Consider the following 25848-nt stretch of genomic DNA (forward strand, 5'->3'; position numbering starts at 1 on the left):
TTACACCTCTAATCTAAAAATATGGTGACAGAAGATGAGGGAAGTGGATAAATTCCCGCTTCCCTTCTTCTCATTATCTTGATTCTTTTGCTTTGCCTTTGAATAAATCGATATGATCCAGTGCTTTGCCTGTACCGGCTGCGACACAATCAAGCGGATCTTCTGCAATCAATACCGGCATCTTGGTTTCTTCACTGATGACCTTGTCCAAATTACGCAGCAACGCGCCGCCGCCTGTAAGGACGATTCCCCGGTCCATTATATCAGAAGCAAGTTCCGGCGGAGTTTTTTCCAGCGTCAGCTTAACAGCATCGACAATCGCGTATACGGTGTCGTGCAGCGCCCTGGCGATTTCTTCTGCAGTAATTTCGATTGTTTTTGGCAATCCAGTCAACAGGTCACGACCACGGATTTCCATGTTCTCGATTCCTTCCGCGTCACCTGCTGAACCAACTTCCATTTTAATCGTTTCAGCTGTTCTCTCACCGATCATAAGGTTATATGTTTTACGGATATAATTGATGATCGCGTCATCCATCTCATCACCAGCAATCCGAACAGATTGGGATGTGACGATACCGCCAAGAGAAATGATCGCTACTTCAGTCGTTCCGCCGCCAATATCGACAACCATACTTCCAGTCGGTTCCCAAACTGGCAGGTTGGCGCCGATTGCCGCTGCAAACGGTTCCTCAATCGTGAATGCATCCCTTGCCCCGGCCTGGCGTGTAGCGTCAATTACAGCACGCTCTTCAACGGCAGTGATTCCTGATGGAACACAAACCATTACATACGGCTTGCCAGCGAACCAGCCTTTGTTCTTAGTAGCTTGCTTGATGTAATACTTCATCATTGTCGCAGTTGTTTCATAGTCGGCAATAACGCCGTCCTTCATAGGCCTAAGCGCTACAACATTGCCAGGAGTACGTCCAATCATATTCTTCGCGTCATTTCCAACAGCAACGATATTTTTCGTATCGGTCTGAAGAGCTACGACAGAAGGCTCCCTTAAGACAATTCCTTTTCCTTTTACAAAAACAAGTGTATTCGCTGTACCGAGGTCGATCCCCAGGTCTCTTGTTCCAATCCCAAACATTTTGTATCTCCCTTTCTTAACAAAAAATGCAATAAAAGAACAGGCAATCTATAGAAAACGTAGTTGAATGTTCATAGGCAGATTTTCCGGCGTAAATGAAAGTTGTCCGCAAAAATCATAAATTATATTATATCTTAACGTCAATCAAAATCCTAGTATCATACATACCCTTTTTCCTTCAAACTAACATATTTATTTTCTCCAATAATCAGATGGTCAAGCAATTCAATCCCGACGATTTTTCCCGACTCAGCAAGCCGTTTGGTAACTTCAATATCCTCCCTGCTCGGCGTCGGGTCACCAGATGGATGATTATGCACACAAATGACTGATGCTGCCGATCTGCGGACTGCTTCCTTGAACACCTCGCGCGGATGGACAATCGAAGCGTTCAGGCTGCCGATGAAAATCGTCTGCTTGTGGATCACCTGATTTTTCGTGTTCAAATAAAGACAGACAAAGTGCTCTTGGGTCAAAAAGCGCATATCATTCATCAAATATTTCGCTCCGTCTTCCGGTGAACGGACGACATAACGTTCATCAAGGGTATGATTAGCGATACGCCTGCCAATTTCAACTGCAGCCAGGACATGGATGGCCTTCGCCTTGCCAATTCCTTTAATTTGGGTCAGCTCTTCGAGAGTTGCATCTTTTAAAAGGCGAAGGCCTTCAAACTGGGATAGCATTCGGTTTGCCAGCTGAAGGACAGATTCCTCCCGCGAGCCTGTACCAAGCAGCAGGGCAAGCAATTCATGATTGGAGAGGCTCTGGGGGCCATTTTGGACAAACCGCTCCCTGGGCCGCTCATTTTGCGGATAATCTCTGATCATTAATGATTGTGTAGACAATACATTTTCCTCCCAGTCATGTTTATGACGAGGGAAGTGTAGAAGAAGTTTCTGTGGTTTTCTTTTTAATAAGGAAGGATGTAACCGATTTTTCTTAGCTCCCTGACCAATCTTGAAACAGGCAGTCCAACAACTGTGTAATAATCCCCACTGATTTCCCTGACAAGCATGCTGCCGAATCCCTGGATTCCATAGCCGCCAGCCTTATCGAATGGTTCACCGCTCTTTATATAGGTGTCGATTTCTTCATCTGACAATTCCCAGAACGTCACATCTGTTTTTTCATAAAAACGCGTTTCCTTCTCAGGGGAGATAATGGATACTCCAGTGTAGACTGAATGGGTATTCCCAGACAGCTTTTTGAGCATCTCTGAAGCTTCTTGTCCGCTTTCAGGCTTCCCTAAAATCATCCCGTCATGTACAACGACTGTATCTGAGCCGATTACGAAACAATCCGGAAAATTCTGAGCCACCATCCCCGACTTCCTTGAAGCAAGCTCCATCACTGCTTCAGAGGGACTTAAGGTTGCACTGAAACTTTCATCTGCATCACTGCTAGAGATTTCGAATTGCAAGCGGAGGTTTTCAAGAAGTTCTTTTCGCCGTGGAGAAGAAGAGGCTAAAATGAGGCGTTGCATAAAATCACCTTTCTTTTCTTTTTGCATCAAAGGGAGATACAAGCTAATACTACCAAAGTTCACCATATGTCACAATCTTTAGCCATTGCTTTAGCAAAAAAAATCAGAGCCTGGCACAAAATGGCGAAGGCTCTGTTAATTTGTACAATTTCCCGGAAAATATTCTTTTATAAGCATCCTAAAGGCTATTTGCCAATTGACTGATAGGCAGACAGGAAAGATAGCAGGCTTTTCTCCATTTCTGCAATTTGATTGGCATCCTTTGTTTTCTGGTAAGCAATGAATGATCCGCTTGCCTTTTCCATACTGGCTTTGGCTTTAAGGATATTTTTATCTTTTACTTTCTTGTCCTCGATTTTTTGAAGCAGCGCATTGTAATCTTCTGCTTTTTTCACTTCTTCGGGTGAAGCTTGCGATCCGTTCATAAGAATTCCATATATATCTGAAGACTGCTGGAGGAATTTCGCCTCCTCTGCGGTTAAACCAGAGGCTTTTCCTCCAGAGATTTCGAAAGGTTTAGCAAAAACCTCCAATCCTTTACCCTTTAGTGCCTCAGCCTGTTGTTTTGCCGACTCGATGCTTCCAGCGGTTCCTAAATAGACAGCGAACTTGCCATTTACAGGGAATAGCTCAGCAGTAACTCCCTTTCCTGCAAGGAGGTTTACCCTTTCCTTCGCGCCTTCCTCTGTAGTGAAAATCCCGTTTTGGACGATAAAAACCGGAATTGATTTTAATTCGAGTCCCTCGCCGCCTTTTGCTGGATTATCAGCCGGCGGTGCTTCTTTTGGAGCAGTGGCAGCTGGTGCAGCCGTCTCCGGTTCAGATGCTACAAACTTAAGAAAGGTGACCCCAAACCCCGTACCAAGTAAGACCGCAAAAAAAACAGTCACAAAAATTGTCGTATAAAACCGATTGCTCCGCTTTGGCTTAGCATTCCAGATTGAAACCCCTAAGCCCTTCTTTTTGTTCTTAGGCTTCTCAGGAGCTATTTTATATTCCTTAACAATTTCCTGTTCGATGGGATCAGGCAAAACCCATTCAAAATTATCCCCAGCCTTTTCCTGGGCTGCCGCAGTTTCATTTATTGCTGCCTCATTATCCAACGGATACACCTTGCTGCGCTCCTCACGAATCTCGTGAATCGGGAACTTATTACCTTTTTCTTTATCGTATTTATGCTTATTGATCATTTCGTCTTTCTGCTTCCTCTTAACGGTCTCATTCTCGTGAATCTGCTTGTTTTCCTGAACCGGACGGTCCTTGCCATTAATCTTGATTGTGATTGTCTTGCCATGCTTGTCCAATGCTTGTACCTCCCCCTGCCCGCTCCTATTTTGCTTCATCCTATCATACAGACAAAAAAAAATAACAAGACTTTTGTCGTCTTGTTATAGAATGCTTTCGTCAATTTTTTTACTAGATTAGTTCCCGTCTGTTTCACTACTTTCATCCGTTGACTGCTCTTGATCTTTGACATTATCTTTTGAATAATCCCCAAAGGCAGGGAACGGATCGCGTTTGTTAGCCGGGGCCGGGGTTTCTATCTTAGGTCTTTCAGTATTTAAGTCATCTAAACCTGAAAGATAGAATGTATTTATTGTAAGGGTCATCTTAATGTTATTATCATTATCCGAAAGAGAAGTAATTTCCTCAGGCCCGCTGAATGAAATGGAATCAACCAGGACAATTCGCTGCAAGTTCTCCAAGGTAGCCAGGAATTTCTCGAGGGAAAAATAACCGTCGGACTCAACGATGACTGTTATAGAGGTTTTAGACACCCCCTCTGGAAAAGTTATCTGTTGCTCGTCATTGGCAGAGATGGTTTCCACTCCCTGGTTTTGGCCAGCGGCAGTCTCAGCGGCGGAATTTTGCTGCCCTGCGTCAATAGCCTGGCTTGCGCTGGCATTTTCTCCGTCATGGTTAAATTCCATCGAAGTGATATAACTATCCGAGATGACCTCCGCCTTCTCAAGGTCCAGCACGAGCTGTTCTGTCATTGGATCGACAGGGAGCAGTTTCTGAAGTTCTGCGGTACTATTAAAATCACTCCCACTGGCTGCAGCTAAACGCGCCTCCAATGTCCCGCTAAGCTTCTGTTCAGTTTTAAGATGGCTTTCCTTTAATGCGATACTTCCCTTCAAAGGAGATATGTAAAGAAAATAAGCACCCATATAAACCAATATTGACAGCAATCCTAACCCAATCATTGCCAGTACATGTTTCTTTTCAAGTTGAAGGTTCATGTGTCACTTCCTTCTTTTGAAGCCATTTCTTTCTTCTCTTTAAACTGTTCAGGCTTAAAAAAGATTTCATATTCTGCGCTATAGCGCGGAAGGGTTTCCGCTTCTCTTTCTTGGGTTGTAGAACCTGCTGCTCCTGCGCTGCTAGTATCTCCATCAGATTCTGCCACAATTTTCATAAGCGTCACTTTTTCCACCCAGTCTGATTCTTTCAGGGAACTCAGATAAAAAGCTGCATCTCTTGAGGCATCGAATTGAATCTTAATGACGACAGAATTTGTATTACCGTACTCAAAGTTTTGGATGAATCCGCGCTCCGGCAAAAGCGCGATAATATTTTGAAGAAGCGGAACGGTTTCTAGCGGATATTGCTTCGCCCACTCCACCGCTTTCTGGAGCTTTGCAGCCGAGCTGCCTGTATCTCCATCAGCTAATTTTGCCTGTTGGACTTCATTCAGCTTTTGGACACTCAGGATCTGTTTATCAAGAGAAGCCATCCTGTCCTCATAGCTGCTTCCCTGAAAAAAAATGATGGAGGCAATAATTGATAATAAAAGAATTCCTGCCAGGACAATAATTAGTATGGAGGATTTCTGATGTTCCTTTTTAGGTAAAAGATTAATCTCTACAAGCATCATTGCACCTCTTTTAATCCAAGTCCCAGCGCCAGATGAAACGAATTAGGGAATGAGTCCTGCTCACTGCCAGGTATATTGACCGTCAGGGTATCTACAGGAACCTCTAATTGTTCCTTTATATCAGCTATAATGCGCCCAAGCATTGGGTGGTCTCCGTTTACGAGGATTTTGGTTACTTCCTTTTTCCCCTGGCTAAGCGAATACCGGTAAAAATCCATCAGCTTTAAGATGTCACGATAAATATCCTCTAGCTGAAAGGTTAGCTCGGAAATTTCCCCTTCATACACCATTTCCTGTTCAGAGGAATCACCTTTACTCCACTTGACCTTCCAGTTTTCCTTCAGGTCCCCCGGAATATGGCGCATAAAAACAGGGATATGTTCCTCAAACACACACATGCTGACAACATCAAGATCAAATTGGACTGACAGCAAGACTTCGCTGCTATGCGCCAAATCGGATTGGCGATATAGCCTGTAAATCGCCAGGGGGGATATATCGGCAGCAATTGGCTTAAGTCTGACAGCTTTGAACAAATCTGCATATTCAGTCACATATTTTTCAGGAGAAGCAAAAACAAGAACTTCCTGTTGTTTACCTTCAGTCCCAAGGCTTACAATATCGAACACCGGGTCCTCGAATGGAAGGTGGATAGCAGTCCCTAATTCCAAATATAAATAACCATGAATTTCATCCTCTTTCACATCAGCAGGAATAGATACCTTCCTTATCATCACAAGTGAATCGGGTACAATGAATCGAACTTCCCTTTTAGCAATCTTCCAGTCTTCAATGCATTCGTCAAGGATATTCTCCAATGTATCAAAATCTTGAATCTTTCCGTCCGAAATGACCCCTGGAGGCAAAAACCGCTGCCCAAAACGCAGCGGAACAGCTGGATTCTTCTGTTTCAATTCAACATAGCGAATAGAATGGTCATTGATGACAATATTGACAACTTTGCTTCTGCCAGAAAAAAGGGAAAATGCCATTTCAAAAACTCCTTATTAAAAAACTGTAACCAATAAATTCAGATACCAATCAATAATATTTTCCCCGAAAAAATAAGCCGTGAGCGTGCCAATGGCGATGAATGGACCGAATGGAATGGGCTGCTTCTTCTTTACAAGACCAAAAAGCAGCCCAATGATTCCGAAAAAAGCCCCAAAAAAGGTGGAGAAAAAGAAGGCGAGCAGCATAGTCTTAAAACCTACAGCAAAACCAATCAACGCAAAAAGCTTGATATCGCCGCCGCCCATGCCACCCTTACTCGCGAAAGCGATCAATAAGAGGAGAATGAACCCGGTTGCTGCACCAATGAAAGAATCCCACCATGGCATAAGTGGCTGATAGATTCGCTCAAGCGCAAAAATCCCTGTGAACACCAGCAGTACCTTATCCGGGATGATCATATAAGCCAGATCAGAGACCGTAATAATAATAAATAAAGAAATGAGCGTAAGAGCAATCACAAGATCAAAGTTCCAGCCCATGAATAGAAATGCCGCTGCAAAAAGCAAGCCCGTCAAAAGCTCGAAAAAAGGATAAACGGGAGAAATGCCGACCTTGCACTGGCGGCACTTCCCCCTTTGGAATACATATGATAGAACTGGAATTAACTCAAGCGCCGTCAGCTGGTGCCCACATTTCGGACATGACGAGCGCGGCGCTGCGATGGATTTGCCTTCTGGCACTCGCAGGCCTACTACGTTGTAGAAGGAGCCTAGGAGGAGGCCGTAAAAAAATATGAAAGTAACCATATTCATACTCTAATTAACTACTCAGGTTGAGTTGGAGCTGGAGCTGGTATAGTTCTGTTTCCGCTACCAGCATCTTTATTTATAGCATCTTTTGAAGCGCTTTTAAACTTAATAACTAAAGACCCATTTTTTCCATCTCCAGTTAGCAAAAGTTCGTTACCTACATATTTAACCGAATACTCATCAAAATTATCTGTGCTATCAAGATATTTTGGTTCTAACTCTACTTGGCTAACGCCTCCTGAAGGAATAGAAGTCTCTATAGAAAATAACCTAGCTGCATTTATTATCTGCAAAGCTTCAGCTTTGATAGCATCTTCTTTTGACTTTTGAACAACATTCCCAATACTAGGCACCGCAATCGCCGCAATTATCCCCAAAATAACAATAACCGCCAATAGTTCGACAAGTGTCAAACCTCTCTGATCTTTCATTCTTTTCTTAATCGCTCTCAACATTTAAATCTCTCCTTTTTAGTTTTATTCACCCAGTACAAAAGTACTATGTATCTATCAATATTATAATCGATAGACTTTTAAATTAATATATAAACACGATAGTTTTTTGTCTTTATTTGCCAATTTTTAGTTGACGTGATTGAAAATGTCGAACATTGGCACCATGATGGATGTGACAATCGTTCCGACGAGACCGGCCAGCAGGACAATCATGATCGGCTCGATCAATGATTTTATCTGGTCGGTGCTTGTTTCTACTTCCTTTTCATAGAAATCAGCGACTTTTCCGAGCATGCCGTCAAGTGAGCCGGTTTCTTCGCCAATCGCTATCATCTGGGTCACTAGTGGCGGGAAAGCCCAGTGTCTGCGCATCGGCCCAGTCATGGATTCTCCGGCCTCCATTGCATCACGCGACTCGCGTACGACACGGGAAATCACTTCATTCTCAACGACATTTTCGACAATTGACAGCGCTTGTAGGATTGGTACTGAACTTGTGAACAACGAACTCAATGTACGGGTCATTCTTGCAAGCACTGCTTTTTGCATCAGGTTCCCAAAAATCGGCATTCTTAACATGGCATAATCAAGAAAGTATTTCGTATTCTTATTTTTCTTCGCTAAAACCAGCGAGACAGCACCCCCTGTGAGTAACAACAGGAGAAGCCACCAAAAATCTTGCATGAACTCACTTGCCGCAAGGACGAACCTTGTGATACCCGGAAGCTCCCCGCCAAAATCTTCAAACATCCCTACGAATGTTGGTACTACTGAAACAAGAAGGAAGATTACGACTCCAATCGCAATCAGGCCGATGACTGCGGGATATGTCAAAGCGGCGACGACTTTCTGCCTGGTGTTATGCTGTTTCTCATAATGTTCGGCAAGACGTTCCAGCGTCTCATCCATATTACCGCCTGCTTCACCGGCTTTAATCATGTTTATAAACATAGGTGAAAAAATCTTGTTATGCCTGCTAGAAGCCTGGGATAACTGGTTTCCATCTCTCAACTCCGCTTCAATATCAAGCAATGCTTTCCTTAATGCTTTGCTTTCTGTCTGGCGGGCAAGGATATTCGTAGATTCCACAACCGATACCCCTGCTTTAAGCAAAGTTGCAAACTGGCGCAGAAAGATGACAAGATGCTGAAGTTTGACTGGATTCCCAATCGTTATCTCCTTTGTCAGCAGTGTCTCGGGAACCTCCATAATCTCAGTGGTCCTGATTCCCTCTGCCCGCAATTTTTCCAGTGCTTCACGCTTGGAGCCAGCAGTTAATGTCCCTGAGCGCTTTTTGGTCCGGTCCCGGCCAGAATATTTGAATCTTGCCATGCTTACACCAACTTCTCCTGTAAATATGGTTCTGCCGCTTCCCTAGAGATAATTCCCTGCATCACCAGTTCTTTAATGCTCATTTCAAGCGTGTGCATGCCAAATGCCTTTGATGTTTGCATAATGCTGATGATTTGGTGTATTTTCTCATTGCGGATCAAATTCGCTACTGCTGCATTATTGATCAGGATTTCAGTTGCCCCGCGGCGGCTTCTTTTATCAACCGTAGGAAACAGTCGCTGTGAGACAACGGCAACCAGGACTGAAGCCAGCTGGATCCGTATTTGCGCTTGCTGGGCGGAAGGAAAGACATCGATAATCCGGTTGATGGTTGCCGGTGCACTTGATGTATGCAGTGTACCCAAAACGAGATGGCCTGTTTCAGCAGCTGTAATTGCGGTTTGAATTGTATCCAGGTCACGCATTTCCCCGACCAGGATCACATCAGGGTCCTGTCTGAGGGCAGCACGCAATCCGTTGGCAAAGTTATTCGTGTCGAAGCCCACTTCACGCTGGTCTATGATGCTGTTTCCATGCTTATGCAAATACTCAATTGGGTCTTCGAGTGTGACTATGTGCTTCGACATATTTTTGTTCATATACTGAATCATTGCTGCCAGTGTTGTTGACTTTCCGCTTCCAGTCGGCCCGGTAACGAGTACAAGTCCCTGTGGCTTCTCGGCGATCTTCTTCAGTACCGAGGGGAGTTCCAGATCCTCAAGCGTAGGAATTGTCGTTGGGACGATACGTGCTGCGAGCGAGACACATCCCCTCTGGTGATAGGCATTGACCCTGAATCTCGATATGCCCGGGATTCCATAGGAGAAATCCAGTTCCCCCTTGGACTTGAAGTCGTCCCATAGTTTTGCAGGAATGATTGCTTTTGCCATTCCCTCTGTATCTTCAGGCAAAATCGCCTCTGTGCCGTATCTTCTTAATTCCCCGTTAATTCTCAATATTGGTGGCACGCCGACAGTGATATGGATATCGGAGGCCTTAAGTTCAAAACCGGAACTTAGCAAATGCTCGATTTTTTCTTTCATTTTCTATCCCCGCTTACTCTGTAATAGCCACCCTTAATACTTCCTCAGTAGTCGTAAGACCCTGCTGTACCTTCAGCAAGCCGTCATCAATAAGAAAGATGGTCTCATTTTTTACGGCAATCTCCCGAAGGACGGTGACAGGCTCCTCATTCATGATAGCCTTACGAAGTTCTTCATTGATTTCCAATACCTCATGGATGGCAATCCGTCCGCGGTACCCTGTCATATTACAGGAAGAGCAGCCGCTGCCCTTCCAGACGGTATCGATTTGAATTCCTCTCTTTGCGAAAATATCAATTTCCCGCTTTGTTGGCTCATGAGCTTTGGCGCAATCCCGACAGACCTTTCTGACAAGTCTCTGGGCGACTACTCCGCTTAAAGATGATGCAACCAGGAAAGGCTCCACACCCATATCAAGCATTCGTGTCACTGAACTTAGCGCATCATTCGTATGGATAGTACTCAAAACCAGATGACCTGTAAGCGATGCTCTTACAGATACCTCAACGGTTTCCTTGTCCCGTATTTCTCCAACCATTATAATGTCGGGATCCTGGCGGAGAATGGACCTTAACCCGGCTGCAAATGTCATCCCAACGTTCTGATTCACCTGTATCTGGTTTATGCCTTCAAGCTGGTATTCTACAGGGTCTTCAATCGTGATGATATTGACTTCCTCGCTATTTAGCTTGTTAAGAGCTGCATATAATGTTGATGATTTACCTGATCCTGTTGGACCCGTGATTAATACGATTCCATTTGGCTTTATAATCATCTTCAAGAACCGTTCAAGATTTTGCTTATTGAATCCAAGCTTTTCAATATCATTTAACGTGCTGCCCATATCCAGGATCCTCATGACGACCTTTTCCCCAAATACAGTCGGCATTGTTGAAACACGCATATCGACAGGATGGAAGTCAATATTCACCTTGATGCGCCCGTCCTGCGGAATGCGATTCTCGGTTATATCCAGGTTCGCCATGATTTTTATTCTGGCAATCAGCACATTTTGCATATGCTTCGGCAATACTCGTTCAACTCTAAGTATTCCATCAACTCGATAGCGGACTACTATTCTTGTTTCCTGAGGATCTATATGAATATCACTCGCTTTTAGAGCGGAGGCACCAGAAAGCAGCTGGTTGACCAGGCGGATGATCGGCGAATCAGTTTCTTTCAGGACTTCTTCCTTTATCGTTTCAACCGGAGAAGTGAGCTCCATGAACTCCTCAAATCCCTCATTGCTATCGTAGTACTTATTGATTGCCCGCAGGATGTCATCCTTTGTAGCGATAGCAGTTTCGACGTGAAAGCCTGTTGAAAGCCGAAGATCGTCAACTGTAAAAAAGTCCATTGGATCTGCCATTGCAACAAATAATTTATCGCCTTCTTTTTTCAGCGGAATGACCAATTTCCTTTTCGCCAGCTCTTTAGGCACAAGGGTAAACAATTTGGTATCAAACGGATAGCGATATAAGCTGATATGCGGGATTCCTAGCTGAAATTCCAGGACTTCAATCAACTGCTGTTCAGTAATAAGGCCCTGTTGGAGCAATGCATCACCAAGCTTCTGGCCATCAGCTTTTTCAGAAAGGGTTCCTTGCAGCTGTTCAGCTGTAATCATCCCTGTTTCGACTAATAAATCACCAAGCCGCTTTCGTGTTTGTCTCATTTTCTTCGCTCCCGGTCCTACTGTTTATTTTGGCTCCTCATTCGGCTTTCCCCAAAGCCCTCCATCGTTTTTAGTATCAGTGGTTGCATCCTGTCCTGGAGAGTCATTGATATGATCTTGGTCAGGTGTGATGCTGTTATCTCCTGCTGGAACACCTGGAAGAACAGTTGTTGTTGATTGATTTCCAGAAGGTCCTGTCACAGTGCCTGTGCTATCATGGCTTGGGCTCGTTTGCTGAACTGCAGGAGCTACAGGAAGGATTTCTACCCTGTGCTCTGGCCGATAAAAGTCTTCTGAAACAAATAGTGACTCAAGGAGCTCTCCTTTTGGCACGTATTTTTCTCGGCTGACTGTAATCACAAATCCCGACTTACCTTCCTTTTCAACCGACTTTTGACCCGACTGTAAAAGTGGAGAGTACTGCTTTATTGTTCTCGGCTTGAACTCCTGCTTCCCGGATGTTGCGATTTTATATTCATATAAAAGAGGTGCACCTTTAACCGTTACCTGCAATTTTTCTTCCGCAATAGCTAGCTCGATCCTATAGGCGGATTTATTAGGGTTATAAAATTTCAAGTCAAGATTGTTTGCAAAATCAACCTTTGACTCAAATCCCAGTTCAATATTTCCTGCTAATTGGCTGCTGATATGCCTTTCAGTAATGGCAAAATTAGTAGGCAAAATCGCTTTATAGATTGCTGATGCAATTTGACTGAAAGCAAAAGAAGACTTTTCGATCAGCCCTTTTTCATTCGCAGTGTTGGCTAAAGAGACTTGAGATTCTGAAGCTATTTCTATCTTTTGAACCACTTTCATGAGTTCTTTAATTTCATTGCTGTCTTCCGGAAGATCAATGGAAGCTTGTGATATCGTTACTGGCTCCTCTTCTGGAAGAAAGTTTTCCAGGCTGATCTCCAAAGATGGTGCCAAACGTTGGCCCGCTGTCCGCAATTCATTCATTAGCATTTCTTTTTCTATGTGCGTAACTGTAGTTTCTGGCAGGGACAATCCACTTAGAATACCTTCGTTCATTTCTACATAAAGCTCATTTTGAGTTCCGCTTTTAGCGTCTGCAACCGATTCATCAACCAAGTAAATGAATTTTGATGGATCAACATCATATATTTCGCCTTTATATACCAGACTGATTTTTGCTGATGATAACCACTCGTTCACTTTCGCTTCAACGACAGCCTTTGCCTGCTCATGTGTTTTATTAGATACATCCACGGTTCCTATGTATGTACTTTCAGTAAATGTCTGGTTGCTGGATGCGAGGGATCCGAATGCGGGTACTCCATAATAGGAAAAACTAAATATAAAAACAGTAAAAACAGAGAGGATTAGCGAAAATTTAATGATTTGCTGCTTTCTCACGTACTTCTCCTCCCGGCTGATTAATTTAGTAGATTTTAGAATGGATTCTTCTGTATTTCTGATTTTAATGTAGCAGGAGATCTTCATATCTAAAGGCATGTAATTGTCCTTAAAAAGACCTAGAGGCAAAATACCCATAAAATCTTTTTTCCTTTTTTTAATAATTCTAAGATTCCAACAGTTTTCTTAGAATATTCTGCTTGAAATCTCAAAATTAGACAATTTCCACTTGGTAATATTGTATAATAAAATTACTAGATTTAGAAGATGGAGGAAGAAGGTCTTGGTAAAAAAGTTGGATAAACAGCGTGGTGTGACCTTAATAGAGGTCTTAGGGTCAATCGTAATTCTTACAATCGTTCTTACTTCTTTTGCTGGCTTCTTCAGCCAATCAGCATTGTTCGTCAAAAAAAATGAAGAGAAGCTATCAACCTCTCAGACCGCCCAGCAAGTTGTAAACTTAATAGAAGTTCACATATCCAAGAGCCGATTGCAAACAAGAACAGATTGTGCTGATTTGGAATGTGAATTAAATAAAGAAGCTATAGAAGCACTTTCCGGACAAACCATCAATAGTACATATACTATATCGGCATTTTTCACACCTGGTGAAGAAAATTTGATTAAAACAAAGGTGACAATCTTTGACAATGATGATCCTGAAAGTTCCTCTGAAACATTTACGTATATAAGAAGGTGAATATATGAATAACCAAAAAGGATTAACATTGGTAGAACTTCTCGCGGCAATTACAGTACTTTTCACCATATCAGGAATCATATACGGAGTGTTTTTCAGTTTTAATAATAATTACGATCGAATTTCCTCTAAAAACAGCATGGATCAGAATGCCAATCTTATCCTGGCAGCCATTAAGGAGTATCACCAGAAAAATGATTCCTATTGGATCTATTATGATGATTCAGACAAGAGAGCATTCATTGGAAAAGATTCTGCAGATACCCTGCTTGGCGACACCAGTTATGATCTTGAATTAAAGGCAGGTTATCCTGCACCAGTTTCCATAAATAATATAAAGGTTGACACTCAACAACCACTTACAGTTCAACTTAACTTAACCGATAAAAAAGGGCAGACATACGAAGTTGAAACAACAGTAAAAAGATATTAAGGAGGTATTGGTTTGAAAGTGAAAAATCAAAAAGGGTACGCACTTGTCCTTGTCCTGGTGATCATCACCCTAACCTTTACCGTGGCTCTTTCAATGAGTGGAATGGCACTGTCTGCCCGCAAACAATTTAATAAGACAGATCAGAACAATAAGGCCACAGACATTGCCGAAATGGGTGTAGCCCACTATGAAGCATGGCTTGGTAATGCCGTCATACAGGCGAATTCGTATGCCGAATCGATGGCGGATCGTACCATTAAAAATAACAATGGCAATAAAAAACCCCACCCTAATGGGAAGGTAAAGAAATGCAATAAAAACCCTATTAGGTGTACGGCTGAGTATGACGATTATTTTCTAGAGAATCTCAAATTAAGAATCGATACACTGAACAATAGCCTTTTAAGAATTGTAGAAGGAAGCAATTTATATGAAGTAAAAGACATCTTCATCTCAGAAATACAGGCAGATGAAACGATAGCCGTTAAATTTAAAAGTTATGGACAAACGGAGAACGAAACTAAAACTCTCGAAAGTACTATTACTATCCAAAAAAATAGCGAAAGTCTGGAGGGAGAGCCTAAGCCTGACAAATCAAGTTATCAGGTGGTGCATACCACTCCGATTGACTTAAAAGGAAATGATAAACATCTGGCTTTTGACTCATCCACTTACTTCGAGCAAAAAATTCAAATTCAGGGCAATCGGACGATTAAAGTCAATGGGAATGCCTTCTTTAATGATAAAGTCATTTTCTCTGGAACTGCTGACATTTTTGTCTTTGGAGATGCGATTTTCACGTCCCAGCCAGAAATTAATGGCCATGCCTATTCATTTTGTGTATACGGAAATATTTACAGAATGGACAATCAAGGAAAGCTGGTTGAATATACAGATTTTCCTTCCGGCAAAAATAAGTCCTGTCCAAGACCGAAGGATGATGAATGGTACATCAACCCTGACAATGGCGTAAAGGTACAATATTAAAGGCTGACCCACGCGGTCAGCCTTTATCATTTCACATATTCCGCAACCCGATTTCGTCCGGATCGCTTGGCACCGACATATAAAGCCCTGTCAGCATGCCTGATTAACGCCAGGGAGTCATCGGCATCCTGGGGGGCAGTGGCTACGCCGATTGAAGCGGTAATGCTGACATGCTGCTGATTCGCTTCTTCATCCATAGATTGCAGGAGGATGAAAGGATCTGTGGCAATGAGAAGCCTGATTTGTTCCGCCAGCTTCATGGCATCGCCTTTCATCATGTCTGGCAGCAGGATGACGAACTCTTCTCCGCCATAACGCGCAACAGTCCCGATATTGCCGATTTTTGTTCTTAAGCGCTCACCGAGTTCAATCAAAATTTCATTCCCGCTTTGATGCCCATATGTATCATTAACAGATTTGAAGTGGTCAATATCGAGCAGAATCAGAGATAAAAGATCCCTTTGGCCGAATTGCAATTTTTCGAATTCCATTGTCAGCATATTTTCAAAGTAGCGGTAATTGTATAGTCCCGTCAAAGCACAGCGCTCGCTATATTCCTTTGTTTTTTCGTGGTGCCTTGCGTTTTCCACGGCAATCGCAAAGTGAGAGCAAAGGATATCGACAATCATCAATTGCGACTTTTCAAATGCTCTTTTTTTATTGGCAGCGAGGAAGAGGACACCCACAACCTGGTTATTACGGACGATCGGAACGCTAAGGATGCTTTCAGCTCCTGCCGGGATATAGCCCGAATTTATATGGCGCCATTCTTTTTTAGAATGAAAGAGCACCGGCTTTTTTTCAGCCCAGACCAGTCCGCTGATGCCCTTCCCTTTTCCAAGATTTGCCGCAGCTGGCTCCAGAATTTCACCGAATTCAACCTTGTGAATCAGTTTCAATTCCTTATTTTCCACTACATCCAAAATGTAGGCATAGTCAACAGGCAGCATCTCAATAAGCTTTTGGACAAAAAGATCAACTACTTCATCAGCTTTAAGTCTTTCTGCCAGCTGGTGCCCGATTTCCGCTGCACTCTGTAAAAACTGGTTTACCTTGCCGCTGGAATAATAGAGACTGAGAATGATAGACAGGCTCGCAAAAGGAATGCCTACAAACAACAGCGAATAATGTCCCATATCGCTTAAATACAATTCAAATAGCACAAAGCCTATCGGGAAGGTAATAAGTGTCGTGACAGTTTCCCAGATAAAGTCTTTACCAAAATACGGCCCCTTCTGTTTTAAGATCACCGCTTGCAATAATAGCAGGAAGATTGTGTTTACCCCGTAATTACTGATTCCATAAACCGTTCCAAGCACATAGGTATAGGGATCCTTTGCCAGATGATTACCATGGCTTCCACCAAGGGCATAAAACAGCAGGCCGCTCACTAATGAAACGATAAAGAACATTAACGAGTTTAAAGGAATCCTGTATAAATCAGACTTTTGAACTCGAAGTCTCATTAAAAGGATCAATACCGAAATCTGCATCAATACCATTTCGATAAAAACACCATAAGTCAAAAATACAGCGAGAGATACCCACTGGATAAGAAAAATAGGGGTATTGTTCACAACCATCGGCATCGCAGCGACGACTGCCATCAGGAAAAGGAAGGGAATGACTTCCCATACACTTACATCCTCCGGTGGATAGATTTTATAGGTCAGCCAGATTCCGACTGGAACAACCAGAAACCAGGCAAACCAAATGGATTTTTTGAGCATTGGGGTCATTTTATCTATCCACCTCCCTCTTACTAGGTATAAAGTCATGCTTTTAGAATATTTTAACAAACTTTTAGTGCAATGTCATAATTTTCTTATTAATTATTTAACAGACTAACCATCACAGGCTTTGCCTCGGAAAGAAAGTAAAGAGAGCCTGTTACGATGAATATTTCACCGCTTTTCAAGTCAGTAATTTTATCGCAGAGAAACTCTTTATAATTAGGTGCTATCTTAACATTGCTGATGTTCGCTGCTGCATGCAGCTCTTCCGCAGATGCTGCCCTCGGGAAATCGAATGAGGTGAAAACAAGCTGGTCCGCAACATCTTCCAGGGTTGCAATCATCTTGTCCAGCTTCTTGTCTTTGAGAGCCGCAAATAAGATGGTAATCCTTTTATCGGCATATCGAGATTTTATTTCACTGGCGAGTGCATTTATTCCTTCTTCATTATGCGCTCCATCGATCAGAACATAGGGAGCCTCACTGAGGATTTCAAGCCTTCCCGGCCAGTACGCAAGTTTTAGCCCCTCCCGGACATCTGACTCTTCGATCATGAAGGAGTAGTAGTTTGCCAGGACCTGCGCAGCCATGACAGCACAAGCTGCATTGTCAACCTGATGGGAACCAAGCATGGATGTCTCCAGGTTCATATAGTTACCAAACATGCTTGTGAAGGCAAATCGTTCTCCATGAGGCACCGCTTCTCTTGAACCCGTTAAAAAGTCCTTGTCAAGCTGATATATCGGGGATTTCCCTTCTAGCGCTTTTTTCTGGATTACATCAAGGGCTGCGGGCTGCTTAACTCCGGTTATGACACTTACACCGTTCTTGATGATGCCCGCTTTTTCAAAAGCTATTTGTTCATATGTATCGCCAAGGATCGCTGTATGGTCAAGACCGATACTGGTAATGATTGAAAGCAGCGGATGGATGACATTGGTGGAATCAAAACGCCCGCCAAGACCCACTTCATAAATCACAACATCAACTGGTGACATTTTGGCAAAATAATAAATTGACATGGCTGTAATCACTTCAAATTCAGTCGGTCCGCCCAATTCGGATCGATCCAGTTCGTCGGCAAGCGGCTTGATCACATTCGTCATTTCAACCAGCTCTTTATCACTGACAGGATTTCCATTGATGCTGATCCGTTCATTGAATTGTTCGAAATATGGAGAAGTAAAAGTGCCGACCCTGTAGCCTGCTGTCTGCAGGATAGAGCGCAGGAATGTGACTGTAGAGCCTTTTCCGTTTGTACCGCCGACATGGATCGTTTTAATCCTTCTTTCGGGGTGATCCAGCCTTTCCAGCATCCATTCCATCCTGGAAAGCCCCGGTTTCATGCCCAGACGAAGCCTAGCATGAATCCAGTCAATTGCTTGTTCATATGTTTCAAACATGTTCAACACCTCAATTCAAGATGAAGACGAACCAAAATGGTTCGTCTTCAAAGTTTCATTTATTAGTTTCTCAATTCATTGATGCGAGCTTCAACCGCTGTACGTTTTTCCAGATAGTCTTTTTCTTTCGCACGCTCTTCCTCAATAACTTTTTCAGGCGCTTTTTTAACGAAGCCTTCGTTGGCAAGCTTCTTCTGGACACGTTCTACTTCTTTATCCAGCTTTTCTTTCTCCTTCTGCAGCCGTGCGATCTCCTCGTCAATATTGATCAGGCCTTCAAGCGGCATGATGATTTCCAGGCCAGTTGCAACAGCCGTCATTGCTTTTTCAGGAGCGTTAACTTCAAGTCCAATCTCGAGGTTTTCTGGATTACAGAAACGAACGATGTAGCCACGGTTGTTTTCCAGCATGTTAAGCGTCTTTTCGTCCTTCACCTTCAGGAACATATCGACCTTTTTGCTTAGAGGCGTGTTCACCTCGGAGCGGATATTCCTTACAGAACGAATGACTTCAACGAGCAGCTTCATATCTTCTGCAGCTTGTTGATCTGTAAGAGCGGAATCCGCCTCAGGCCAGCTGGCAACTGTAATCGACTCGCCTTTATGCGGGAGGTTCTGCCAGATTTCTTCTGTGATGAAAGGCATAAATGGATGTAACAGACGCATTGTGTTATCTAGTACATACGCAAGGATGGATCTAGTCGTTTTCTTGGCCGTTTCATCTTCCCCGTATAGAGGAAGCTTTGCCATTTCAATATACCAGTCACAAAGATCATCCCAGATGAAGTTATAAAGCGCACGGCCCACTTCACCGAATTCGTAGCGGTCTGATAGCCTTGTCACTGTTTCGATCGTTTCGTTTAGCCTTGTCAAAATCCATTTGTCAGCTACCGATTTTTCACCGCTCAAATCAATTTCTTCATATTTCAGTCCATTCATATTCATTAAAGCAAAACGTGATGCATTCCAGATTTTATTGGCAAAGTTCCAGGTCGCTTCAACCTTTTCAGTGCTGTAGCGAAGATCCTGCCCCGGTGAGCTTCCTGTTGTCAGGAAGTAGCGTAGTGAGTCAGCTCCGTACTGGTCAATGACATCCATCGGATCCACACCGTTGCCAAGTGATTTACTCATCTTGCGGCCGTCTTCTGCACGAACAAGTCCGTGGATCAGTACATCCTGGAATGGTCTTTGGCCAGTGAACTCAAGTCCCTGGAAGATCATCCTAGAAACCCAAAAGAAGATAATATCATAGCCCGTTACAAGTGCAGCCGTTGGATAGTAGCGCTTATAATCGGCTGCATCCTCATTCGGCCAGCCCATTGTGGAGAATGGCCATAGAGCTGAACTGAACCATGTGTCAAGAACGTCGTTGTCCTGCTCCCAATTTTCAGGGTCTGCAGGCGGTTCATGGTCAACGTATACCTCGCCTGTTTCTTTATGGTACCAGGCCGGAATGCGGTGGCCCCACCATAGCTGGCGGGAAATACACCAGTCACGGATATTTTCCATCCAGCGCATATACGTATTTTCAAAGCGTTCAGGGACAAAGTTTACTTTCTCTTCTTTGCTTTGCAGCGCAACTGCTTCGTCAGCGAGCGGCTGCATTTTTACGAACCATTGTGTGGATAGGTATGGTTCTACAACAGCTCCGCTTCGCTCTGAGTGCCCAACAGAGTGCATATGCTCTTCAATCTTGAATAAAACGCCTGCTTCCTGAAGGTCCTTGACGATTTGCTTGCGGCACTCAAAACGATCCATGCCCTGGTACTTGCCGGCTTTCGCATTCATTGAGCCATCTTCGTTCATGACAAGGACTCTTTCAAGATTGTGGCGGTTGCCGATTTCAAAGTCGTTAGGGTCATGTGCAGGAGTGATTTTAACAGCACCAGAACCGAATTCCATATCAACATAATCATCGCCGACAATCGGGATTTCACGGCCGACGATTGGCAGGATAACCGTCTTGCCGATCAGATGCTTGTAACGGTCATCTTCCGGATGGACAGCAACAGCAGTATCACCAAGCATCGTCTCAGGTCTTGTCGTGGCAATCTCGATATGGCCGCTGCCATCTGCCAGTGGATATCTCATATGATAGAAGGCACCCTGAACGTCTTTGTGGATAACCTCAATATCCGATAAAGCTGTTTTAGCAGCCGGGTCCCAGTTAATGATGTATTCGCCGCGGTAGATCAGCCCTTTGCGGTATAAAGATACGAATACTTCTTTAACAGCCTTTGAAAGGCCTTCATCCAATGTGAAGCGCTCGCGGCTGTAATCCAGTCCGAGTCCAAGCTTTGACCATTGCTTGCGGATATGCTGTGCGTACTCTTCTTTCCATTTCCAGGCTTCCTCAAGAAACTTTTCACGGCCGAGTTCATAGCGGTTGATTCCCTGGCTGCGAAGCTTCTCGTCAACCTTTGCCTGTGTGGCAATCCCGGCATGGTCCATTCCAGGGAGCCAAAGAACATCGTACCCCTGCATACGCTTCATGCGTGTAAGGATATCCTGAAGCGCTGTGTCCCAAGCATGGCCGAGATGAAGCTTTCCGGTAACATTTGGCGGCGGGATCACGATTGTATAAGGTTTCTTGGTTTCATCATTCTTCGCTTCAAAAAACTTTCCGTTGACCCACCATTCATAGCGTCCCTGCTCAATCGAAGACGGATCATATTTGGTCGGCATCGACAAATTCTCTTCCATCATTTTTTCCTCCAATCAAATTCATTTCCATTTAAAAATAAAAAAACTCCAATCGCCTTAAAAGGACGAATGGAGTATGTTCGCGGTACCACCTTTTTTCCCAGCAAAAATGAATCATAATGCTGGCTCAAATCTGGATAACGGCTCTTCACCGTCGCCTGTTACTGGGATCCGCTCCGTTCCCAGGCGATGCTCGAGGGCGACCTTCCATGATTCCCGCTTAGAAGTCCTCCCAGCTAATGGACTTCCTCTCTTCAAGTCAGTTTTTCATGTACTCTTCCCTGTCAATGCTTTGCTTTATTTATTGGTTTTGTATATTAGTTATACTACCTAAAAAAGAGGATTGACGTCAATCATCATTTCCTATTTTTTATTATTTTATACTTCTTAACACATACTGTGCCAATATTCAGCACGTTTTGGGCCGATGCCACATAGAATAAAAAAGGGATATCTTACAGCTTGGAGGGATGTCGATGAAGAAAAAAAGGTATAACCCATATGCACTTCCGAGGTGGGCAAGGACCGCAAGGGGAGTGTGCGCACAGCTGATCATTCCTTTTTGTGTATTCCAGGGAATTCGCACCCTGTTTTTTCCGACAACGTTTGATGTCTTTTTACTGACTATATTCATCTTGATTGCACTGGCGATTAAATTTGAAATGATTTAAGGAGCCTAAGAGCGTCATTCAGCTCTGGGCTCCTTCTTGTTTGGCCAGCTCCTTTTGCCTTTCAAGTTCATCCATTTTGGTTACCACATAGCCTGTATTGCTTAATAGCCAGTACTGGCGCTGAAGCTTTTGGACGAATTTCCTCTCATCAACCTCATTCTTTCGTTGATGATATGTTTCCGCGACACGGATGATACCTGTCGGAAAGGCAAGATAGCTCATGAATAATTGCATTTCATCATCCCGGAAAGGGAAATGCTTCAAATATACATAAATCCAGTCAATGATCTCATCACCGTACTTCGGCTGAGTTTTCAATGACCTTGCCAGAAACGGCAGTAAATCCTGAATAGGAGAACCCTGTCGTGCGTTTTCGAAATTGATGAAATACCCGTATCCCCTTTCATCGAACAAAAAGTGTTCAGGAGAGACTTTGCCATGCAGTATTACCGTCCTTGTTTTCTTTTGCTCCTTCGTTTTCTCATTCCAAGCCTCAAGTTTTTGCCTGGCGAACTGCATCGCCTGCCGGATCTGGATGTAGTACAGACAGAAAGTCAGCTCAAAGGGAGCCATATATGTCCTGTTCTCGCAGCTTTCAAGGAAACCATTCAGGAACTCTTCTTCCTTTTCCCATTCTTTCAGTGTCCGCTCGTAATGCTCCTGTTTTACCTCTGGACTGATTTCCAGCTCCTTGACCGACAAAGTATGCATTCTCGCCAGTTCCCTGAACAGCTGCTTATGCCTCTCCGATTGATCCTCCCTAATGGCATTTGGCATCCATGGCATTAAATAATAAAGGGACTTATTATGCAAGACGGCATATCTTCCGTCGTTTGCCGGATATACTGGTACAATTCTGTTATAGCCCTTTTGATAAAGTGTCTGAATGTGCTTGATGAATTCCGTCCCTTCATAAGGATGGATTTTCTTCAGGGCATAGGTCCCTGATTTGGTATAGACTTTTTTTACTCTTCCAAAATCCTCCGCAAAATAAGGCTCGATTGGATATTGCCTCAACACTGCAGATTCTTCTTTTAAAAAATTGCGATCATCCATCGGATCACTCGCCTACTTTCTGGACCTCGTATGCAAGAATAGAGTTGGGCAGGTGCTAGTAAACACCTGCCCATACTAAAAGCTGTCACAATCCCAGCCAGCAGACAAGCCAGCCCTGACAACCAGCTTCCTTTTGGACAAGGCATTGCTCCTTATTAAAGGCTAAGATTGGTGAAGTGCCACTCCTGGAACATACAATACCTGGCCTTCATGGACTTCATGGTCGATGCTCAGATGGTTGACTCTCAGAAGCTGCTGTACCGGAACATCATACCGTTCAGAGATCGAATGAAGAGAATCCCCGTGCTGAACAATGCAGACTCTTATTTTGGCAACCTCTGTTGTCTCTTCCTTCCGCGCTAAAAATTCAGCAATCGAAATGCCTTTTTTCATATTCGGCTTTTTCTTTTTAAGTAAGGGTGAGGATGAGCTTTCAGGAGATTCCTCCACTTCAGCAGGCATACTTTCAGAGACCTGCGCTTCTTCTGTCTTTTGCTCGGTTTTCACTTCCACTTCCACTTCCGCTTCCGCTTCCTCTTGCTCAACTTCCACTGCCTGAACTGGCTGCTGCTCACCTCTGAAATCGCTTAATGCATATTCCAGCACTGGCTCTGGTTCTCTTTGAGCATGAGTTTCTGGCTGAGACTTTTCTTCCGCTTGTGCGGTTTTCTTGGCTTCAGCCCTGAACGGGGCATAAAGTTCTTCCTCAAAGTGCTCTTCTTCGTGATTATTCAAGGCTTCATTCTGCTGTACAAATGAATAGGCTGGAGCTTCCGGGAAGTCTAACTCAGTTGCTTCTACTGCATTTTGGCTAACTTCCTCTGCCTCTGTTTCCGCCGCAAAATCAGCTACTGCTGATGTCTCTTCACGGTAGCTGATCTCGAGCTCTTCAGCTTCTTCACTATCTACTTCCTGCTCAGCTTCATGCTGCTGATCACCATAAAGGCCAGTAATCGCCAGATCAGCATTCAGCTTCAGGCGCTCCTTTTCCGGAAAAACATAATCGAAACCTTCAACCTGGATATCGATATCATAAATACTTTCAATCCTGTTTTTAGGAATGGTGATATCCACCGGGAATCGATGGAGGAATTCATACACTCCTTCTTCCCTTTCCATGACAGAATGCACATACTTAAGAGACGAGACTTGTTCCTCCCCATTATTCTCCTGCTGTTCATAGCATGTATATTCCCCTGTCAACTCCAGAGATCCGCGAATGGAAACGTATTGCTCATTTTCCTGGATCGTTATATTCGGATCGAGTGAAATCGAGACAAGCTCCGCGACTTCCTGTCCTCTTTGAAACCACACTGACTCCTCTAGCGAAAACCGCAGGCACGATTGATTCCCTTGAGACAAAGCGACTCCTCCTTTCATTCCTTAAACGTAAAATCACTATGTCATTAACACTTTATGAGTCTGTATTTGCTTTTATGATAATTTAGAACATAAAAAGGGAGTGAAGGGGGTAATAGTGGATTTACAATTTATATAGATCATCCTGGGGTATCTTGGGATGAAGTTACGGGAACCTCTCATGATTTTGTCCGAACTTGGGGTGACTTCGGACAAAGTTACGGGAATACCTCGAAGTTTTGTCCGAACCTGGGGTGACTTCGGACAAAGTTACGGGAATACCTCCAAGTTTTGTCCGAACCTGGTGCTGCTTCGGACAAAGTTACAGTAATATCAAATGGTTTCCTGAACAAATAGAACTATAAAAGGACACCCCGCTTAATTGGGGTGTCCAAATTATTTTCACATATTCTGCAGCTTTTCAAATGCTTTTTCAGCTGCCTGAATTGTTTTTTTCAGGTCTTCGTCTGTGTGTGCTGTAGAAAGGAACAATCCTTCAAATTGTGATGGCGGGAGGAATACTCCTTCGTTTGCCATTTCACGATAGTAGGCAGCAAAGAATTCAAGATTCGAACCTTTTGCGATCTCATAGTTGATGACATTTTCGTTAGTGAAGAAGATGCCGATCATCGAACCTGCTCGGTTGATGGTATGAGGAATTCCGTATTTTTCTGCCGCGGCTTTCAGTCCTGATTCAAGAATATCAGCTTTGCGCTCAAATTCTTTGTAGGATTCGGGAGTCAGCTGTTTCAATGTTTCCAGGCCTGCTGTCATTGCCAGCGGATTTCCTGAAAGTGTTCCTGCCTGGTAAATCGGACCGCTTGGTGCGATTTGCTCCATGATTTCTCTTTTACCGCCGTAGGCTCCAACTGGGAGTCCTCCGCCGATTACCTTTCCCAGGCATGTCAGGTCAGGCGTTACATCGAAATAGCCCTGGGCACAGTTATAGCCCACACGGAAACCAGTCATGACCTCGTCGAAAATCAATACTGTACCAAACTGAGTTGTGATTTCACGCAAGCCTTCGAGGAAGCCTTCAACTGGAGGCACAACACCCATATTTCCGGCAACTGGTTCAACGATGACGCCAGCGATATCATCACCATACTGTTCAAATGCATAGCGAACGCTCTCAAGGTCATTATAAGGCACTGTAATCGTGTTTTTAGCAACACCCTCAGGAACACCCGGGCTGTCAGGCAAACCAAGTGTAGCGACACCTGAGCCAGCTTTGATGAGCAATGAATCGCCATGGCCGTGATAGCATCCTTCGAATTTAAGGATCTTGTTTCGGCCTGTATACCCACGCGCCAGGCGCAAGGCACTCATTGTTGCCTCAGTTCCCGATGATACCATTCTCACCATTTCAATGGATGGCACCCGGTCAATGACAAGCTGTGCCAGCTCGTTCTCAACAACGGTTGGCGCACCAAAGCTTGTACCAAGCTCAGCTACCTTCTTGATTCCTTCGACCACTCTGTCATTTGTGTGGCCAAGGATCAGTGGTCCCCAAGATAATACATAGTCAATATATTCATTGCCATCGATATCATAGATTTTTGACCCTTTTCCTTTTTCCATGAAGATCGGATCCATATCCACTGATTTGAACGCGCGGACAGGGCTGTTCACTCCGCCTGGCAAAAGTTCCTTCGCTTCCTTGAAAGCTGCAATTGATTTATCATATGAGCGCATATTA

23 protein-coding genes and 1 other annotated feature are annotated in these 25848 nt (G+C 43.8%); of the genes, 4 read left to right on the plus strand and 19 right to left on the minus strand.

Annotated features, from left to right (window positions below):
- Nucleotides 1-73: 73 nt before the first annotated feature.
- The 13 genes from B5X77_RS21320 to B5X77_RS21380 all read right to left on the minus strand — a co-directional run bounded on the left by B5X77_RS21320 (nucleotide 74) and on the right by B5X77_RS21380 (nucleotide 13105).
- Nucleotides 74-1096: a rod shape-determining protein gene (locus B5X77_RS21320; protein ID WP_079509908.1), complete on the minus strand. Its 1023-nt coding sequence runs from the start codon at nucleotides 1094-1096 to the stop codon at nucleotides 74-76.
- 158 nt (nucleotides 1097-1254) lie between these two features.
- On the minus strand, nucleotides 1255-1926 hold the full coding sequence (gene radC, locus B5X77_RS21325) for a RadC family protein (protein WP_176167427.1): 672 nt from the start codon (nucleotides 1924-1926) through the stop codon (nucleotides 1255-1257).
- Nucleotides 1927-2009: 83 nt separating this feature from the next.
- A complete protein-coding gene (locus tag B5X77_RS21330; protein ID WP_079510342.1) occupies nucleotides 2010-2582 on the minus strand; it encodes a Maf family protein in 573 nt (190 codons plus the stop codon).
- Nucleotides 2583-2767: 185 nt separating this feature from the next.
- Nucleotides 2768-3886, minus strand: a complete 1119-nt coding sequence (locus B5X77_RS21335; RefSeq protein ID WP_176167394.1) for an SPOR domain-containing protein — start codon at nucleotides 3884-3886, stop codon at nucleotides 2768-2770.
- Between the two features lie 117 nt (nucleotides 3887-4003).
- Nucleotides 4004-4825, minus strand: a complete 822-nt coding sequence (locus B5X77_RS21340; RefSeq protein ID WP_079509911.1) for a hypothetical protein — start codon at nucleotides 4823-4825, stop codon at nucleotides 4004-4006.
- Nucleotides 4822-5460, minus strand: a complete 639-nt coding sequence (locus B5X77_RS21345) for a PilN domain-containing protein (RefSeq protein WP_139378407.1) — start codon at nucleotides 5458-5460, stop codon at nucleotides 4822-4824. The genes B5X77_RS21340 and B5X77_RS21345 overlap by 4 nt, the downstream gene beginning before the upstream one ends.
- Entirely contained in the window at nucleotides 5457-6452 is a 996-nt protein-coding gene (gene pilM, locus B5X77_RS21350; protein WP_079509913.1) for a type IV pilus biogenesis protein PilM, read from the minus strand. Before pilM ends, B5X77_RS21345 begins: the two co-directional genes overlap by 4 nt.
- 15 nt (nucleotides 6453-6467) lie before the next feature.
- Nucleotides 6468-7220, minus strand: a complete 753-nt coding sequence (locus B5X77_RS21355) for a prepilin peptidase (RefSeq protein ID WP_079509914.1) — start codon at nucleotides 7218-7220, stop codon at nucleotides 6468-6470.
- Between the two features lie 17 nt (nucleotides 7221-7237).
- Nucleotides 7238-7678, minus strand: coding sequence for a type IV pilin protein (locus B5X77_RS21360; protein ID WP_079509915.1), 441 nt, complete (start codon nucleotides 7676-7678; stop codon nucleotides 7238-7240).
- Nucleotides 7679-7804: 126 nt separating this feature from the next.
- Entirely contained in the window at nucleotides 7805-9010 is a 1206-nt protein-coding gene (locus B5X77_RS21365) for a type II secretion system F family protein (protein ID WP_079509916.1), read from the minus strand.
- Nucleotides 9011-9012: 2 nt separating this feature from the next.
- Nucleotides 9013-10053: a type IV pilus twitching motility protein PilT gene (locus B5X77_RS21370; protein WP_079509917.1), complete on the minus strand. Its 1041-nt coding sequence runs from the start codon at nucleotides 10051-10053 to the stop codon at nucleotides 9013-9015.
- A 13-nt stretch (nucleotides 10054-10066) separates the two neighbouring features.
- The gene (locus B5X77_RS21375; protein WP_079509918.1) at nucleotides 10067-11728 is read right to left on the minus strand and encodes a GspE/PulE family protein; all 1662 of its coding nucleotides are present in this window, start codon (nucleotides 11726-11728) and stop codon (nucleotides 10067-10069) included.
- 24 nt (nucleotides 11729-11752) lie between these two features.
- The gene (locus tag B5X77_RS21380; RefSeq protein ID WP_176167395.1) at nucleotides 11753-13105 is read right to left on the minus strand and encodes a VanW family protein; all 1353 of its coding nucleotides are present in this window, start codon (nucleotides 13103-13105) and stop codon (nucleotides 11753-11755) included.
- A 283-nt stretch (nucleotides 13106-13388) separates the two neighbouring features.
- On the opposite strand from B5X77_RS21380, the gene B5X77_RS21385 reads away from it, so the two are divergent.
- Genes B5X77_RS21385 through B5X77_RS21395 form a run of 3 tightly spaced genes read left to right on the plus strand, consistent with a single transcriptional unit; the run spans nucleotide 13389 to nucleotide 15225 of the window.
- Entirely contained in the window at nucleotides 13389-13805 is a 417-nt protein-coding gene (locus tag B5X77_RS21385; protein WP_176167396.1) for a type II secretion system protein, read from the plus strand.
- A gap of 4 nt (nucleotides 13806-13809) precedes the next feature.
- A complete protein-coding gene (locus B5X77_RS21390; protein WP_079509921.1) occupies nucleotides 13810-14238 on the plus strand; it encodes a PilW family protein in 429 nt (142 codons plus the stop codon).
- 12 nt (nucleotides 14239-14250) lie between these two features.
- The gene (locus B5X77_RS21395; protein WP_079509922.1) at nucleotides 14251-15225 is read left to right on the plus strand and encodes a hypothetical protein; all 975 of its coding nucleotides are present in this window, start codon (nucleotides 14251-14253) and stop codon (nucleotides 15223-15225) included.
- Between the two features lie 26 nt (nucleotides 15226-15251).
- Here B5X77_RS21395 and B5X77_RS21400 read toward each other — a convergent pair whose 3' ends face one another.
- From B5X77_RS21400 to B5X77_RS21410, 3 genes are all read right to left on the minus strand, one after another.
- The gene (locus B5X77_RS21400; RefSeq protein WP_079509923.1) at nucleotides 15252-16964 is read right to left on the minus strand and encodes a sensor domain-containing diguanylate cyclase; all 1713 of its coding nucleotides are present in this window, start codon (nucleotides 16962-16964) and stop codon (nucleotides 15252-15254) included.
- An 89-nt stretch (nucleotides 16965-17053) separates the two neighbouring features.
- Nucleotides 17054-18361 (minus strand): bifunctional folylpolyglutamate synthase/dihydrofolate synthase, encoded by a 1308-nt coding sequence (locus B5X77_RS21405; protein WP_079509924.1) that lies wholly within the window; start codon nucleotides 18359-18361, stop codon nucleotides 17054-17056.
- Between the two features lie 62 nt (nucleotides 18362-18423).
- The gene (locus tag B5X77_RS21410; RefSeq protein WP_079509925.1) at nucleotides 18424-21066 is read right to left on the minus strand and encodes a valine--tRNA ligase; all 2643 of its coding nucleotides are present in this window, start codon (nucleotides 21064-21066) and stop codon (nucleotides 18424-18426) included.
- A 55-nt stretch (nucleotides 21067-21121) separates the two neighbouring features.
- Nucleotides 21122-21360: a binding site (T-box leader), on the minus strand.
- 179 nt (nucleotides 21361-21539) lie between these two features.
- Here B5X77_RS21410 and B5X77_RS21415 point away from each other — a divergent pair.
- Nucleotides 21540-21734: a hypothetical protein gene (locus B5X77_RS21415; RefSeq protein ID WP_079509926.1), complete on the plus strand. Its 195-nt coding sequence runs from the start codon at nucleotides 21540-21542 to the stop codon at nucleotides 21732-21734.
- A gap of 18 nt (nucleotides 21735-21752) precedes the next feature.
- On the opposite strand, the gene ysxE is transcribed toward B5X77_RS21415, so the two are convergent.
- The 3 genes from ysxE to hemL form a co-directional block, all read right to left on the minus strand.
- Nucleotides 21753-22790 carry a spore coat protein YsxE gene (ysxE, locus tag B5X77_RS21420; RefSeq protein WP_079509927.1) on the minus strand — a complete coding sequence of 346 codons (1038 nt, stop codon included), beginning with the start codon at nucleotides 22788-22790 and terminating at the stop codon, nucleotides 21753-21755.
- Between the two features lie 162 nt (nucleotides 22791-22952).
- Complete coding sequence (spoVID, locus tag B5X77_RS21425; RefSeq protein WP_257391869.1) at nucleotides 22953-24170, minus strand: stage VI sporulation protein D; 1218 nt, start codon at nucleotides 24168-24170, stop codon at nucleotides 22953-22955.
- 381 nt (nucleotides 24171-24551) lie between these two features.
- Nucleotides 24552-25844 (minus strand): glutamate-1-semialdehyde 2,1-aminomutase, encoded by a 1293-nt coding sequence (hemL, locus tag B5X77_RS21430; RefSeq protein ID WP_079509929.1) that lies wholly within the window; start codon nucleotides 25842-25844, stop codon nucleotides 24552-24554.
- Between the last annotated feature and the right edge of the window lie 4 nt (nucleotides 25845-25848).

The organism is Mesobacillus jeotgali (assembly GCF_900166585.1).
Lineage (GTDB): Bacteria > Bacillota > Bacilli > Bacillales > Cytobacillaceae > Mesobacillus > Mesobacillus jeotgali_A.

Excerpts from the sequence above, each read along its gene's own strand:
- B5X77_RS21320 (WP_079509908.1), bottom strand. The coding sequence starts at position 1,096 with ATGTTTGGGATTGGAACAAGAGACCTGGGGATCGACCTCGGTACAGCG.
- radC (WP_176167427.1), bottom strand. The coding sequence starts at position 1,926 with ATGATCAGAGATTATCCGCAAAATGAGCGGCCCAGGGAGCGGTTTGTC.
- B5X77_RS21330 (WP_079510342.1), bottom strand. The coding sequence starts at position 2,582 with ATGCAACGCCTCATTTTAGCCTCTTCTTCTCCACGGCGAAAAGAACTT.
- B5X77_RS21340 (WP_079509911.1), bottom strand. The coding sequence starts at position 4,825 with ATGAACCTTCAACTTGAAAAGAAACATGTACTGGCAATGATTGGGTTA.
- B5X77_RS21345 (WP_139378407.1), bottom strand. The coding sequence starts at position 5,460 with ATGATGCTTGTAGAGATTAATCTTTTACCTAAAAAGGAACATCAGAAA.
- pilM (WP_079509913.1), bottom strand. The coding sequence starts at position 6,452 with ATGGCATTTTCCCTTTTTTCTGGCAGAAGCAAAGTTGTCAATATTGTC.
- B5X77_RS21355 (WP_079509914.1), bottom strand. The coding sequence starts at position 7,220 with ATGGTTACTTTCATATTTTTTTACGGCCTCCTCCTAGGCTCCTTCTAC.
- B5X77_RS21360 (WP_079509915.1), bottom strand. The coding sequence starts at position 7,678 with ATGTTGAGAGCGATTAAGAAAAGAATGAAAGATCAGAGAGGTTTGACA.
- B5X77_RS21365 (WP_079509916.1), bottom strand. The coding sequence starts at position 9,010 with ATGGCAAGATTCAAATATTCTGGCCGGGACCGGACCAAAAAGCGCTCA.
- B5X77_RS21370 (WP_079509917.1), bottom strand. The coding sequence starts at position 10,053 with ATGAAAGAAAAAATCGAGCATTTGCTAAGTTCCGGTTTTGAACTTAAG.
- B5X77_RS21375 (WP_079509918.1), bottom strand. The coding sequence starts at position 11,728 with ATGAGACAAACACGAAAGCGGCTTGGTGATTTATTAGTCGAAACAGGG.
- B5X77_RS21390 (WP_079509921.1), top strand. The coding sequence starts at position 13,810 with ATGAATAACCAAAAAGGATTAACATTGGTAGAACTTCTCGCGGCAATT.
- B5X77_RS21400 (WP_079509923.1), bottom strand. The coding sequence starts at position 16,964 with ATGACCCCAATGCTCAAAAAATCCATTTGGTTTGCCTGGTTTCTGGTT.
- B5X77_RS21405 (WP_079509924.1), bottom strand. The coding sequence starts at position 18,361 with ATGTTTGAAACATATGAACAAGCAATTGACTGGATTCATGCTAGGCTT.
- B5X77_RS21410 (WP_079509925.1), bottom strand. The coding sequence starts at position 21,066 with ATGATGGAAGAGAATTTGTCGATGCCGACCAAATATGATCCGTCTTCG.
- B5X77_RS21415 (WP_079509926.1), top strand. The coding sequence starts at position 21,540 with ATGAAGAAAAAAAGGTATAACCCATATGCACTTCCGAGGTGGGCAAGG.
- ysxE (WP_079509927.1), bottom strand. The coding sequence starts at position 22,790 with ATGGATGATCGCAATTTTTTAAAAGAAGAATCTGCAGTGTTGAGGCAA.
- spoVID (WP_257391869.1), bottom strand. The coding sequence starts at position 24,170 with ATGAAAGGAGGAGTCGCTTTGTCTCAAGGGAATCAATCGTGCCTGCGG.
- hemL (WP_079509929.1), bottom strand. The coding sequence starts at position 25,844 with ATGCGCTCATATGATAAATCAATTGCAGCTTTCAAGGAAGCGAAGGAA.